General features: G+C 49.8%; 14 protein-coding genes. 7 read left to right on the top strand and 7 right to left on the bottom strand.

Annotated elements, in window-relative coordinates; genetic code table 11:
• Positions 1-56: 56 nt before the first annotated feature.
• A complete protein-coding gene (locus IQ268_RS00920; RefSeq protein WP_370584633.1) occupies positions 57-1,304 on the bottom strand; it encodes an ABC transporter ATP-binding protein in 1,248 nt (415 codons plus the stop codon).
• 370 nt (positions 1,305-1,674) lie between these two features.
• Between IQ268_RS00920 and dprA the strand changes: the two genes are divergently transcribed.
• Positions 1,675-2,784, top strand: a complete 1,110-nt coding sequence (dprA, locus tag IQ268_RS00925) for a DNA-processing protein DprA (protein ID WP_193874590.1) — start codon at positions 1,675-1,677, stop codon at positions 2,782-2,784.
• A gap of 110 nt (positions 2,785-2,894) precedes the next feature.
• Here dprA and IQ268_RS00930 read toward each other — a convergent pair whose 3' ends face one another.
• Positions 2,895-4,091, bottom strand: a complete 1,197-nt coding sequence (locus tag IQ268_RS00930; protein WP_193874592.1) for a hypothetical protein — start codon at positions 4,089-4,091, stop codon at positions 2,895-2,897.
• A 232-nt stretch (positions 4,092-4,323) separates the two neighbouring features.
• Between IQ268_RS00930 and IQ268_RS00935 the strand changes: the two genes are divergently transcribed.
• On the top strand, positions 4,324-5,289 hold the full coding sequence (locus tag IQ268_RS00935; RefSeq protein ID WP_193874594.1) for a glutathione S-transferase family protein: 966 nt from the start codon (positions 4,324-4,326) through the stop codon (positions 5,287-5,289).
• 28 nt (positions 5,290-5,317) lie between these two features.
• Here IQ268_RS00935 and IQ268_RS00940 read toward each other — a convergent pair whose 3' ends face one another.
• The 3 genes from IQ268_RS00940 to IQ268_RS00950 all read right to left on the bottom strand — a co-directional run bounded on the left by IQ268_RS00940 (position 5,318) and on the right by IQ268_RS00950 (position 8,067).
• Entirely contained in the window at positions 5,318-6,562 is a 1,245-nt protein-coding gene (locus tag IQ268_RS00940) for a NupC/NupG family nucleoside CNT transporter (protein ID WP_193874596.1), read from the bottom strand.
• A 110-nt stretch (positions 6,563-6,672) separates the two neighbouring features.
• Positions 6,673-7,482, bottom strand: coding sequence for a creatininase family protein (locus tag IQ268_RS00945; RefSeq protein WP_193874598.1), 810 nt, complete (start codon positions 7,480-7,482; stop codon positions 6,673-6,675).
• Positions 7,483-7,584: 102 nt separating this feature from the next.
• The gene (locus tag IQ268_RS00950) at positions 7,585-8,067 is read right to left on the bottom strand and encodes a thioesterase family protein (protein WP_193874600.1); all 483 of its coding nucleotides are present in this window, start codon (positions 8,065-8,067) and stop codon (positions 7,585-7,587) included.
• A 393-nt stretch (positions 8,068-8,460) separates the two neighbouring features.
• Between IQ268_RS00950 and IQ268_RS00955 the strand changes: the two genes are divergently transcribed.
• Positions 8,461-9,309: a universal stress protein gene (locus IQ268_RS00955; protein WP_193874602.1), complete on the top strand. Its 849-nt coding sequence runs from the start codon at positions 8,461-8,463 to the stop codon at positions 9,307-9,309.
• A 42-nt stretch (positions 9,310-9,351) separates the two neighbouring features.
• A complete protein-coding gene (locus tag IQ268_RS00960; protein ID WP_339383333.1) occupies positions 9,352-10,290 on the top strand; it encodes a site-specific DNA-methyltransferase in 939 nt (312 codons plus the stop codon).
• 83 nt (positions 10,291-10,373) lie between these two features.
• Here IQ268_RS00960 and psbM read toward each other — a convergent pair whose 3' ends face one another.
• Entirely contained in the window at positions 10,374-10,487 is a 114-nt protein-coding gene (gene psbM, locus IQ268_RS00965; protein WP_193874606.1) for a photosystem II reaction center protein PsbM, read from the bottom strand.
• A gap of 175 nt (positions 10,488-10,662) precedes the next feature.
• Positions 10,663-10,959 (bottom strand): 2Fe-2S iron-sulfur cluster-binding protein, encoded by a 297-nt coding sequence (locus tag IQ268_RS00970; protein ID WP_193874608.1) that lies wholly within the window; start codon positions 10,957-10,959, stop codon positions 10,663-10,665.
• Between the two features lie 255 nt (positions 10,960-11,214).
• Here IQ268_RS00970 and psbB point away from each other — a divergent pair, with 255 nt between their 5' ends.
• The 3 genes from psbB (at position 11,215) to nrdR (ending at position 13,701) form a co-directional block, all read left to right on the top strand.
• Positions 11,215-12,747: a photosystem II chlorophyll-binding protein CP47 gene (psbB, locus tag IQ268_RS00975; protein ID WP_193874610.1), complete on the top strand. Its 1,533-nt coding sequence runs from the start codon at positions 11,215-11,217 to the stop codon at positions 12,745-12,747.
• A 115-nt stretch (positions 12,748-12,862) separates the two neighbouring features.
• The gene (locus IQ268_RS00980; RefSeq protein ID WP_193874612.1) at positions 12,863-12,961 is read left to right on the top strand and encodes a photosystem II reaction center protein T; all 99 of its coding nucleotides are present in this window, start codon (positions 12,863-12,865) and stop codon (positions 12,959-12,961) included.
• 188 nt (positions 12,962-13,149) lie between these two features.
• Positions 13,150-13,701 carry a transcriptional regulator NrdR gene (nrdR, locus tag IQ268_RS00985; RefSeq protein ID WP_193874614.1) on the top strand — a complete coding sequence of 184 codons (552 nt, stop codon included), beginning with the start codon at positions 13,150-13,152 and terminating at the stop codon, positions 13,699-13,701.
• Positions 13,702-13,843 lie beyond the last annotated feature (142 nt).

A 13,843-nucleotide genomic window follows, 5' to 3' on the forward strand; every position in this document is an offset into this window, starting at 1 on the left:
CATGGTGGCTTCACATCACAGGCTCCACGTTTAAAGCAGTAGTTTCTTGCATCCCTTTAGCGAGAGGACTGCTCGATCGCCATCCCTGTATCGGCATCAAATAGATGAATCTTGTCGGGCACGATAGATAACCACAGCATTTCACCAACACCAATGCTTCGATCGGGTTCTACACGAGCCTGCAAGCATGAGGCGGCAGGATTGACCGCGATGGATTCTGCAAAACACACAGAGAGATAAGTTTCGCTGCCAAGCGCTTCTACCCGTTCGACCCGAACCGGCAAGTTTTTGGGTGCAGCCACCCCAAGGCTCAAGTGTTCAGGTCGAATCCCCAATACAATCATTTTGCCATCGTAGGGCTGTAATGCTGGTTCCCAGTGAGGAGGCAAGGTTAGACGAAAGCGAGGATGGGTAATCAACAATGGCGCTTTTACTTCAACCTGCAAGAAGTTCATGGGAGGTGAGCCGATGAATTCTGCTACAAAGCGATTAGCTGGATGGTTATACAGCTCCAGCGGTGGTGCAAGCTGCTGAATTTGTCCAGCATTCATGACAGCAATGCGATCGCCCATGGTCATCGCTTCCGTTTGGTCATGGGTAACGTAAATAGTTGTAATTCCCAGTTTCCGCTGCAAGTTCACAATTTGAGCGCGGGTTTCGGTTCGTAGCTTGGCATCCAGGTTAGACAACGGTTCGTCCATCAAGAATACTTGAGGATTCCTGGCCATTGCCCGACCCAGTGCTACCCGCTGCTTTTGCCCGCCAGAAAGTTGCTTGGGCAGGCGATCGAGAAATGGTTCAATTTGTAGCATTTGCGCGACGGTACGCACTCGCTGATCGATCGCCCGTTCCCGTTCTGACCAATAGCGCAACATAGGCGGCAAAGGACGGGTGAGGGTCGTGAGCACCTCTTCCAATGAAAAGGGGGACTGTTGAGGCTTCAGCGCCAGAGAGGTTTCATGATCTATACCAACATCCCCTGTACCAATGGCATTTCGACGCAAGCCAAAGGCAAGGTTATCGTAAACCGTCATATGGGGATACAGGGCATAGTTTTGAAACACCATTGCAATGTCTCGCTGCTTGGGTGGCAACAAATTGACTAAGCGATCGCCCACCCAAACGTTACCGGCCGTTAGGGTTTCTAAGCCCGCAATTAGCCGCAGCAACGTGCTTTTACCACAACCGGATGGCCCAACTAACACCATAAATTCGCCATCTTGAACCGTTAAGTTGATGCGCCGCAGCACGCTAACAGCACCCGAAGACGGTTCGGGTTCATCTATCACCAGGGTGTCATTGATAGGGGCTGCCAATGCATCAGTAGGTGCTAAACGGGCAATCCGACCTTTTTGATGATGAGAAAAACTTTTGTAGACGTTCTCTAAAACAACCTGCGCCACAATCTACTCAAACTCGTTGCTTCAGCTTATTTTGCCTTATTCCTTTGAGGATGTGGTGAAAATGCTACAAATCTGGTCACGGGAAACTGCGCTTTCGATACCGCTCAGAAGATGCAGACTCCAGATGCTTCCACTTCTACAATTGGCAGCGGTTAGAAACACCGAGTACACAGGCCAGCGAAACCAATTTCAATCCTTTTGCACCAGATGGGCATACTGAGTCAGGGCAAAATCCCAAAGCACAATTAAGGCAAACAGAGATCTACCATTCATGGAAGAACGTGCTTTTTGGCTGGCTTGGTCTCAGGTAACAGGCATCGGGCCAACGCTGCTGTTACGGCTTCAGCGGCATTTCGGCACACTGGCTGCCGCTTGGGGCGCTCATCCAACCGACCTGATGGCAGTTGAGGGATTTGGGCTACAAACGGCTGAAGCCGTCAGCAGGGCGCGATCGAGCCTCAATCCTACAGCGCTGCTACAACAGCATGAAGCTAAAAATCCTAGTTTTTGGACTCCTGCGGATGCCAGCTACCCCCGGTTATTGTTAGAAATTCCCGATCCGCCTCCGGTTTTGTATTACCAGGGAAGCGTTGAGCCTCAGGAAAATCAAGGGATAATTCCGAGCATTGCTATTGTCGGCACCCGCGATCCATCGGACTACGGCAGGCGATGGGCACGTCGCATTAGCGCGGCCTTAACGCAAACCGGGTTCACTGTTATCTCTGGCTTAGCGGATGGCATCGACACTGAAGTTCACCGCAGTTGTTTAAGCGCAGGGGGACGAACGATCGCCGTTTTAGGAACAGGAGTGGATGTGGTCTACCCCTGGGCAAACCGTAATCTTGCCCAACAAATTGTTGAACAAGGGTTACTGCTGAGCGAGTATCCGGCAGGAACGCAACCCGACAGGGGCCATTTTCCCCGCCGGAATCGCATCATTGCAGGCTTGAGCCGAGCCACGCTGGTGCTAGAAGCGCCTCAGCGGTCTGGGGCATTGATCACCGCTCGCCTTGCCAACGAGTATGGACGAGACGTTTACGCCCTGCCGGGTTCGCTCGATAATCCACGTTCCAAAGGTTGCCTGGAATTGTTGAATCATGGAGCGCACGTCATTTTAGGGGAAAGTCACTTACTAGAACTGCTAGGAGAAATGCCTCGGCTCCAGGTAGTGCAGTCTCCAGAGGCCGACCAACTGACCCTTCCCAAATTAGGACAAGAGCTGGAGCAGGTTTTGCAAGCGGTTACACCAGAACCAGTTGCAGTTGATTGGATTGTGCAGCAAGCGGGACTAGCAACCGGGTCGGTTTTAAGCGCTTTATCACAACTGGAACTGATGGGTCTGGTGTCACAGTTGCCAGGGATGCGGTATCAACGATGTTAACGCCAGAGAACCAGACAAATTAACCGATGCTCGACCATTTAGCACCACCGAATGTTGTGGAGGCAATAGCATGTCCCCACAGCAGGAATGAACTCAGCGCTTGCATACCGTCATTCCGCAATACCCTGGTTAGTTGGATGTTCTGGCTCCGGTGACAGTTTCGATCGCCGTAAAATTACCATGCTCTGCCCCACCACCGGGCTGCGCGCCAACAGCGACCCTTCGGCATCGGTAATTTCAAGCTTGTTGAAGTCCAATTCTTCAGCGCGGCGCAGTATGTCATTGGCTAATTTGTCCTGGCGATCGCGATTGATAGTAAACCAATCGTCTCCCACTTTGACAATGAGCCGACTTTGACGAAAGTTAGCCTGAATCGATCGCACTAAGCCACCAGCATATTGGTTCGTGACCTCAGCGACCTGATCTTGGATGGCTGCAATCAAACTTTGCTCCGGTGTCAAATCCAGTGAAGGGGCAGGGGGCGATTTTACTGGCTTGGGTACGGGCGATTTTACTGGCTTGGGCGTGGGCGATCGCTTCACTTCGGGTTGAGGTGGTTCCACAACGTTAAGGGGTGGGCTAATGGCAACGGGCTGTTTCGCATCCGGTGCGCTTAGCTCTGGCGGTAGCGATGGTTTGGCAGGGGTCGTAACCGCTGGCGACTTTCCGGGCAGCAGAGATGAGGTTGTCCACAGCAGCAGCACTAAGACACCAGCCACAACTCCCGATAGGGCGCGATCGGACAATTTTTCGCTAGCAGCAGGTGGCAAAATGCCGCGAATTCGAGCAATAGCGATCGTCCACCATCGTTGCAACGTAACCAGGGCAGGACGCACTTGATTCAGCAATTCACTGACCGCACCTTGTGATTGCGGTGTTGGCGAAGAGGGGTTGGGAGGGAGTGGCTCAGCCCTTTCTGAGGTCGCTGGCTCGGATACGGCTGGAGCGATCGCCTCGGATGCAGAAGGTTCTAGCAACGGCTGATCCTCGACTTCGACCACATCCGGTGTGGCGGTCGATGCCGCAGCCAGATGCTGATCGTTCGCCTCTGTCAGCGGAGGAACAACTGGAGTAGGTGTGGCCGACGGTTCTGCCTCTAGTGTTTCAACCACTCCCTCAAGGGTGCGAATGGTGCCCCGCAGCAGTTTGATGCTCTGCGACTTCAACACGGGCTGGAGTTGCCGCCACGTATCCTGGATCTGAGCGATCGCCTGATTCGTTGCCTGAGGTTGTCGATCGCCAGGACGGTTCGGAGGCTTGGGAGTAGACCCACTCGACGTTGGCGGCTTCGGTTGATCCTGTGACATGGGTTTTTCTTACATGCAGCAAATTGGTGTTTTATGCCACCTCTCAGGTCAATCTATCACTTTGCGATTCCAATCCTGTGATTTGGTTCAAGTGTCGCAATCTATTTATTCAGAGTGATTTACAGAAGAGCGGCGATCGTATGACTGGAGAGGGTTTCTCAGGTCAGTTTTGCCGCGTTAGGCTAGCAATAGCAACGGCAGTAGATACTTCACGTCAGTTGAGGAAAGAACGATGGGATTAGGAATGTTAATTGACGGAAAGTGGGTCTCTGAACGAGAGCAAGAAGACGACAAGGGACAGTTTGTTCGACCGTCTACAACTTTCCGCAATTGGATCACAGCCGATGGGTCTAGCGGGTTTAAAGCCGAAGCAAACCGTTATCACTTGTATGTTTCGTTGGCATGTCCGTGGGCACATCGGACGCTAATCATGCGCCAGCTCAAAGGGCTAGATGATGCAATTTCAGTGTCGATCGTGCATCCAGAGATGGGAGAAAACAGTTGGGAGTTTTCTGAATATCCGGGTGCTACTCCCGATAGCGTCAATCACGTTCACTATCTTTGGGAACTGTATGTCAAGGTTGAACCCGACTATACCGGACGAGTCACCGTTCCTATTTTGTGGGATAAGCAAACGGGAACCATCGTCAACAACGAGTCTCGTGAAATTATTCGCATGTTAGATACCGAGTTTGGGGCGATCGCCAAACCAGATGTTAACCTGTACCCCGATGCGCTTCAGTCCCAAATCGATGAAACCATTGACGCAATTTATAGTCCTATCAACAACGGTGTTTATCGAGCAGGATTTGCAACCACCCAGGGTGCTTACGAAGAAGCTGTCACCGAACTATTTGCCGCATTGGATCATTGGGAACAGGTATTAGATCAGCAGCGGTATCTCTGTGGCGACCAGATAACCGAAGCCGACATCTGCATGTTTACGACCTTGATTCGGTTTGATGCTGTATATTACACCCACTTTAAGTGCAATATTCGTCGCATTATTGACTACCCCAACCTTTGGGGATATCTGCGCGATCTTTATCAACATCCAGGGGTGAAGGAAACCTGCAATCTGGATCACATCAAGCGGCATTACTTTAGAAGCCATCCCAAAGTAAACCCAACTCGGATTATTCCGGTTGGCCCTGTGCTGGATTTTGCAGGGAAGCATGGACGCGATCGCCACTATTAACCCCCTTCAGATGACGGCTCCAGCAAAGCTACAACAGTAAACCTGCAATAGCCGCCGTCATGAAGCAAGCCAACGAACCGGCAACCATCGCCCGAACACCTAGTTTTGCCAGATCGGGCTGTCGTTCGGGCGAGATGCCGCCAATGCCGCCAATTTGAATGCCGATCGAACCAATGTTGGCAAATCCACACAGGGCATAGGTTGCAATCACAACGGCTCTTTCCGAAATAGCAGGAGTTGCCCCAACGGCTGAACCATCCGTTGTCACCCCGCCTGCAATTAAAGCTTGCAAGTCCAGGTAGGCAATAAATTCATTCAAAATGGTCTTCTTGCCTAGAAGAATGCCAACTTGTCCACAGTCAGCCCAGGGCACTCCCATTAACCAGGCCAAGGGAGCCAGGAAATAGGACAAAATCAACTCTAGTGAAAGGCTAGAAATACCTACCAGGTTACCCAGCCACCCCAACACAGCGTTAACCATTGCTAATAGCGCCAGAAAGGCAATAATCATAGCGGCAATGTTGAGTACCAGTTTCAACCCATCCAATGCTCCAGTTGTAATGGCATCAATGGCATTGGCCGTTGTGCGCTCTACTTTAATGCTGACATCGCCACGGGTGGGAGAGTCTTCTGTTTCTGGATACATGATTTTAGAGATCGCCAATGCAGCAGGAGCCGACATAACAGAAGCTGCAATTAGATGCTCTGCCGGAATTCCAAATGAAACGTAGGCGACTAGCACTCCTCCAGCGATCGTGGCAAAGCCACCCGTCATCACGGCATGGAGTTCCGATAGAGTCATTGAAGCAATATAGGGTTTGATTAACAACGGCGCTTCAGTTTGACCCACAAAAATATTGCCAGCGCACGACAACGATTCTGAACCAGATGTTTTCATCGTCCGCATCATCAGCCAGGCAATCCAGCGCACAATCTGCTGCAAGATGCCGTAGTGATAGAGTACGCTGATAAACGCTGAAAAAAAGATAATCGTAGGCAGCACCTTGAAGGCAAAGAAGAAGTCTTCAAAATTGTCTCCAAAGACAAATTGTGCGCCTGCATCTGAAAAGTTGAGAAACTGACCTACAGCATTGCCAAGCCATTGAAAAACGCGCAGCCCAATAGAGGTTCTGAGAATAAAAAGCGCAAACATAAATTGAAGAGCCACGCCCCAAAGCACGGGTTGCCATCGAATCGATTTGCGATCGACCGATAACCCATAAGCAATACCCACAAAGACAACTAATCCCAACAGCGATATCAGACGCTCCATTTAGCCTCCAATCCTATTTCGTAACTTGAGGTGGAACCGATCGGTCTGAGCGTTCAACACTCAGAATGAACAGGACACGAACTCAACATCAACCTATGTTGGAGCTGTAATCAGCCCTTCCATGCCTTCGGCTGTTGAAATTTGTAGATATCTTCAATCACACGAGTCCAGCTCGTAGCAGTGGAGTCTAAAAGGCGATCGCCCTTGTCTTTAGTAGCCACTGTTGGATCGCCCAACACACCACTCTGGCTCAGGTCGCGTGTTGTCCAGGCAAAGGGGAGTTTTCCTTCCATACTGAGTAGGCTGTTGTCAGGTAAACCCTGTGGGTACTCGGCTACTGCCTGCTCCATCCGCACCTGGTCGGGCAAAATTGACAGCATCATGCTGGTTTCTGCATCCCCAGCGTGAATACCTAACTCAGCTTCTTTGGGCGAGAGAAACTCGCCAGCAATGTGGGGCACTCGCCAGACAAATAGCGGAAACACCATGAAATCTTCGTAGGTCTGGTGCAAGTCCCTGGCCACAATTTCCATGATTTGAGGCTGTCCACCATGAGCATTCACCAATGCCAGTTTGCGGAACCCAGCCCGGTACAGGCTTTCGCCCACCTCCATCAAGGTAGCCATCAACGTTTGGGCACTCAACGACACTGTGCCTGGAAAGTGCCAGTGTTCGTTGGATTTACCATAGTACAGCGGTGGTAAAGCGTAGGCAGGAACCTCAGAATCCAACTGTGCCAACGCTTTACCAAGAACGGCAACGCCAATTGCCGCATCCACGATGAGCGGTAGATGAGGCCCGTGTTGTTCGATCGCTCCAACGGGTTGAAGCAAAACAACATTGTCCTTGTCCGGCATATTCTGGATATCAGTCCAGGTTAAATAGGGAAAAAATCGATTGGGCGGAATAAAACTGTGCATATCATGCCTGTGACTCCGCTCGTATTCTACAGAGATCGAGTCCAGCAGGATTGTAGCGAACCACTATATTTGCAAACGAACAGAAACGCCTGTGGCTCTTGTTCAGCCCACCAGTCGTGCTAACACTTCTTGAACCGCAGCGGGTAACTGCCGCATGATTTTGCCTTTGTCCCGATCGACTGCCACCAGGGTTACCTGAGCCGTTGCATATAATTCCTGCTCATCCACCGATTGAATAATGTACTCCCAAACCATCTTCACACCGTCCATTGCCGTGGTGCGGGTTTTGACGATTGCAGGCATCCCCATCCGAATCGAGCGGTGATACCGTACCGACAGATCAACCACAGGCAAATCACACCCCCAGGCCACTAAGTCTACAAATTCAACCCCGATCGATCGCAAGCATTCTACTCGTGCCTCTTCCATCCAGGCTAGATACGTGCCATGCCACACCACTCCTGCATAATCGGTGTGATGCGGCTGTGCCCGAACCGGATACTCAAACCACTTCTCGGTTGTGGCTTGCAGTGATGATGGCTCGATCGCCTGAGTGGGGCGTAACTGCGGCTGCATTTGCTCCATACTTTTATACAACGTTGTAGTTCTACATCAATTTTTACACCATCCTCATCTATTACTGGGTTAACAGTAAAACATTGATACAAAATCTATTACTCCAAATGGGATGGAATTGAACTTTAGTAAAGCAGTATTGGACTATGCAGAAAAACAAATTCAATCAGCTCATCAACACCGTTTGATGTTGCTTCTGCTCAATCAAAATAAGACGACAAATCCTTCACAAACCATACGTTAAAACAGATTAAGAAGTAGCTCAAACTGGTCACTACATCGGGCTATGATGATGTGGGCACAAAAGGATAAACAAAGCATTTTTGCAGATTTCAAGTGGGATTTATGACATCATCAGCAGTCCCGTCACTTCAAACGCAAAGAGTTAGCAAAAAGACAATTATGATTGAAAAAATTTTGCTGGCAGATTCTGGAATTGGCAACTCCGAAGAAATGTTAAAAGCGTTAATGGATATTCCCATGATCCAGCGCGCTGCTGTCACCGTTTTGCACGTTGTGACACCTCAATCGACCTCTGACATGATGACCACGAAGTGGGAAGAAGGTGGTAAAACTCTGGCAACCGCCATTCAAAACCTTCAGCTTGATCCAGGGCGGGTTACCGCCATGTTGCGAGAGGGAGATCCCAAAGACATCGTTTGTCGCGTTGCGGAAGAAATAGATGCTGACCTCATTATCATGGGTTCTCGAGGTTTGAAGCGGCTGCAATCTATTCTGGAAAATTCCGTCAGTCAGTACGTGTTTCAGTTAGCCTCACGCCCAATGTTGTTGGTTAAAGATGACATTTATGTCAGAAAAATCAACCGCGTAATGGTAGCCATAGACAAATCTGGATCGGCACAGGAAGGTGTAAAACTGGCAATGGCTCTCCTTCAAGGCATTCCAGGAGGGCAGCTTATTCTGGCTCATGCCAACCCGGATATGAAGCTGAAGCCCGGCGAGATTGCTGCGAATCCAGACGAAGATCCGGTTTTGATGCCCGTAACCGCAGAAGCAAAACGGCGCGGCATTTCCTATAAGTGCGTTGCACCTCAAGGGAAACCGGGCGCACGGCTGTGTCAGGTCGCCGATGAGATGAACGTTGACCTGCTGATCTTAGGTTCGCCCGAGCGCCGCCCTTCTATTGCAAAAGGGTTACCCGATCTCGATCGCCTACTGGGGCAATCCCTATCAGACTATGTGCGAGTCTACGCTAACTGCCCGGTTTTATTAGTTCGAACCGTCGATTAGTTTGGTTAAAATTTGGGGGGTAGGCCAGCATTGAGAAATAAGGTGTCTGCTCCCCGCAATCGCACGATCCGATTAACCGAGGCTGAACAAGACGATTATCAACGTCGCTTAATCCGGCTCGATTGCCCTGCGCTACTTCATACCATTCTGAATCGCACCATCTGTCAGGATTTGTTTGAGGTGCTGGATTGGTTGCCCGATCAATGCGTCGATCTCCTCTTTGTTGATCCACCTTACAATCTGACCAAGCAATTTAATCAGCAGTCGGTAAAGCGGCGATCGCTAGCCGATTATGAATCGTGGGTAGACAGTTGGCTGGCACCCCTGGTACGCACACTCAAGCCCAACGCTTCCGTTTATTTATGTGGAGACTGGCAATCCTCACCAGCGTTATATACTGTCGCATCTCGCTACTTCATCGTTCGGAACCGCATCACATGGGAACGGGAAAAAGGGCGAGGTGCTAAAGCCAACTGGAAAAACTGTGCTGAAGATATTTGGTTTTGCACCGTTTCAAATACCTACTATTTCGATGCGGATGCCGTGCGGCTTAAACGGTTGGTTCGTGCGCCCTACACGCTCAAGGGAGATCCAAAAGACTGGGAGCGCACCGCCTCCGGCAACTTTCGCTTGACCGCCGCCTCGAATCTGTGGACCGACCTCACCATTCCGTTCTGGTCAATGCCTGAAAATACCGACCATCCAACCCAGAAACCAGAAAAGCTTTTAGCCAAAATCATTCTGGCCAGTTCCCCTTCTGGAGGAGTCGTGTTGGATCCGTTTTTAGGATCGGGAACAACCTCGGTGGTGGCGAAGAAACTCGATCGCCATTTTGTGGGCATCGAAATGGATGAGCAGTTTGCCTGTCTGGCCGAAAAGCGACTGGACCTGGCAGAAACCAGCCGCCAGATTCAAGGGTATTGCGATCGCGTCTTCTGGGAACGAAATAGCCTTCCGTGGCAACGTCTGTTAAAGCCATAAATACCAACAATAAAAACGCCAGGGAAACCCCAGCGTTTAATCCACATTGATGACATTCCTTAATGCCTGTTTAACAGCACTCTTTAAGAATCCTTACTTTGACGACTAGCGGTCTGAATATAAAGAATGAGCAGGAAAACCGTTGGAACTAGCACAAACAAAATGCTGGCAACAAATCCTAAATCATTAACTTCCATGATGGCTCCAGCCTCTATTTCATTTCTCAAACATTGGATGAACCTATGGACAAGGATATCACCTGAAGAGTTGTGAGGTAGTAGTGTAAAGTTTTGAATCAAATATGACACTACAGACAAAGAGCAGCCCAGGTAAAGCCTGAAGGGTTACCTGAGGCTCTGGTCTCAACCCAAACTAAGGTTTGGTCTTCACGCTGACCGATCCATTCACCAACGCCTGACAGGCTAATCGATAATTATCCGGTCTTTTTTTGAGCTTGCGATTTTCTACATCGGTACGGGGCGAAAGATTTTCCATCCCGTCTGTAATCTCAACTACACACGTGCCGCACTGTCCATAACCACCGCAGTTCATCATCTTACCGACAAACTTATACAGATCAATACCGTTTTCAAGCGCTTTAAATCGCAAATTAGCTCCGTCAGCTACTGTAATCTCTTTCTCTTCTTTCACAAAAGTAATATTGGCCATTTCACATCCTTGTTCCTGGGATTGCCTTAAGCTACGCTTGCAATCGCTTTTGACACTGGTTACACTTCTTTATACACTTTCATTTTTACAAGCGTATTGTCAAACCGTTGAGTCGTCCTCTTTCGTCATGTAGAAATCAGGCGATATCAATGGTTGAGCGTCTTAAGCGACCTTGATTCTGGTAGGCTTACCAGTATGAGGCACCTTAATAAAAGGCTGAAGAAAGCGTTGAAACATATAGGAGGAGCGTAGTCGATGGGACTACCCTGGTACCGAGTACACACAGTGGTTCTGAATGATCCGGGGCGGCTGATTGCTGTACACCTAATGCATACGGCCTTGGTAGCAGGCTGGGCTGGTTCAATGGCTCTATATGAACTGGCTATTTTTGATCCGAGCGATCCTGTCCTGAATCCCATGTGGCGTCAGGGCATGTTCGTGATGCCCTTCATGGCTCGTCTGGGTGTTACCCAATCGTGGGGCGGCTGGAATATCACCGGTGAAGCAGCTACCAATCCCGGTTTTTGGTCATTTGAAGGAGTTGCGGCAGCTCACATTGTGCTGTCGGGTCTACTATTTTTAGCAGCTTGCTGGCACTGGGTTTACTGGGATCTAGAGCTATTCCGCGATCCTCGTACGGGTGAAGCAGCGCTAGACTTACCCAAAATGTTTGGGATTCACTTGTTCTTGTCTGGATTACTCTGCTTTGGATTTGGCGCGTTTCATTTAACGGGTCTTTTTGGACCCGGTATGTGGGTTTCCGACCCGTATGGCTTAACGGGAAGCGTTCAACCGGTTGCCCCATCGTGGGGGCCAGAAGGCTTTAACCCGTTTAATCCAGGAGGTATCGTTGCTCATCATATTGCCGCTGGAGTCGTTGGTATTATTGCTGGGCTGTTCCATTTAGCGGTTCGTCCGCCCGAGCGTTTGTACAAAGCGCTGCGGATGGGTAATATTGAAACCGTTCTTTCCAGCAGTATCGCTGCCGTTTTCTTTGCTGCATTTGTGGTAGCGGGTACGATGTGGTACGGTCATGCGTCCACTCCAATTGAGCTATTTGGGCCAACCCGTTATCAATGGGATAGTAGTTACTTCCAGCAGGAAATCAACCGTCGCGTTCAATCTCAGGTCTCTCAGGGAAGCAGTTTTGAGGACGCATGGTTATCCATTCCTGAAAAGCTAGCTTTTTACGACTATGTCGGTAATAACCCGTCGAAGGGTGGGCTATTCCGCACAGGGCCAATGAACCAGGGAGACGGGATTGCCCAGAGTTGGCAAGGGCATCCGGTTTTCACCGATGCCGAAGGGCGTGAGCTAACGGTTCGCCGCCTGCCTAACTTTTTTGAGAACTTCCCAGTGGTGTTGGTTGATAAAGACGGGGTTGTCCGGGCTGATATTCCGTTTAGACGGGCTGAATCGAAGTACAGCTTTGAGCAGACCGGTGTCACGGTCTCTCTATATGGCGGTGAACTCGATGGTCAAACCTTTAGCGATCCGGCAACGGTGAAGCAGTTTGCCCGTAAAGCTCAGCTAGGCGAGGTGTTCTCGTTCGATCGCGAAACCTTGAACTCTGACGGTGTGTTCCGTACTAGCCCACGCGGTTGGTTCACTTACGGCCATGCTGTTTTTGCACTGCTCTTCTTCTTCGGGCACATCTGGCATGGCTCTAGAACGCTGTTCCGGGATGTGTTTGCTGGAGTTGATCCTGATCTATCTGAAGAGCAAGTTGAGTGGGGTTACTTCCAGAAAGTGGGTGATAAATCTACTCGTCGGAAAGAAGCCGTTTAGCGCTCTCAACTGTTAGGAGACAAGTGGTCTGACTGGTGCATTCGTTGTATCTAGTTAGACCATTTATCGCATCCACTGTAGACTAGTAGTAACTGGACGCATTTGGACTAAATCTATGGAAAGCGTTGCATACATCCTGTTTTTGGCTGGAGCAATCTCGGTACTATTCTTTGCGATTGCGTTTCGTGAGCCACCCCGGATTACAAAGAAATAGAGTTTGTGTATTCGTTAATGTGTCATACACTGAGTTTGTATGACGAAAACCTGAGCCAGTGCCTTATGTCTAGCTATTTTATATAGCTAGATCTAAAGCGGCTCAGGTTTTGTCTATTCTTGTTTGTAAGGATAACGTTTGCTTTTGGTGCATTTACTTTCTACGAACTTGCCCAGAGGGCGCTAATTATGCGATGTCCATTCTGCCAATTTCCAGACAACCGAGTGTTAGAGTCTCGCTCTGCTGAATCTGGCCAGAGCGTGCGGCGACGGCGAGAGTGTTTGCAGTGCGATCGCCGCTTTACTACCTACGAGCGAATCGAGTTTGTGCCCGTCATTGTCATCAAACGGAACAGCGATCGCGAATCATTTGACCGCTCAAAATTGCTGCGTGGGGTGATGCGAGCCTGTGAAAAAACAGGGGTATCCTCACTGGCTCTGGAAGCTCTAGTCGATGAGATCGAAGCTGACCTTCAACAACGAGCCGTACGCGAAGTGCCCAGCAATGAAATTGGGGAACTGGTACTACAGCACTTACAAAACTTAAATGAAGTTGCCTATGTCCGTTTCGCCTCTGTTTATCGGCAGTTTAGAGGTATTCGCGATTTTGCTGATGCGTTGAACCACCTTCAAAGTTCAGCAGCGCAGTCTCAGCAGTTACAAGAGGCAGAGCGCTCAGCCGGTGCTAGTTTTGTCAACCATGATGAACAAAAAAACTCGGCCCCCTCTATGACTCACTAAGCGCAACAGGCTGTTCCGAGCCATTCAAACGTACTACAGTAAATCGAGTCGCTTGGCCGCAAGCTGTAGATGACCTGAGACGATTGTTGAAGCAACTGTAATTGGCGATCGCACCGTAATATCGCACCGTAATATTAGACAA

Source organism: Oculatella sp. LEGE 06141 (assembly GCF_015207605.1).
Lineage (GTDB): Bacteria > Cyanobacteriota > Cyanobacteriia > Elainellales > Elainellaceae > Oculatella.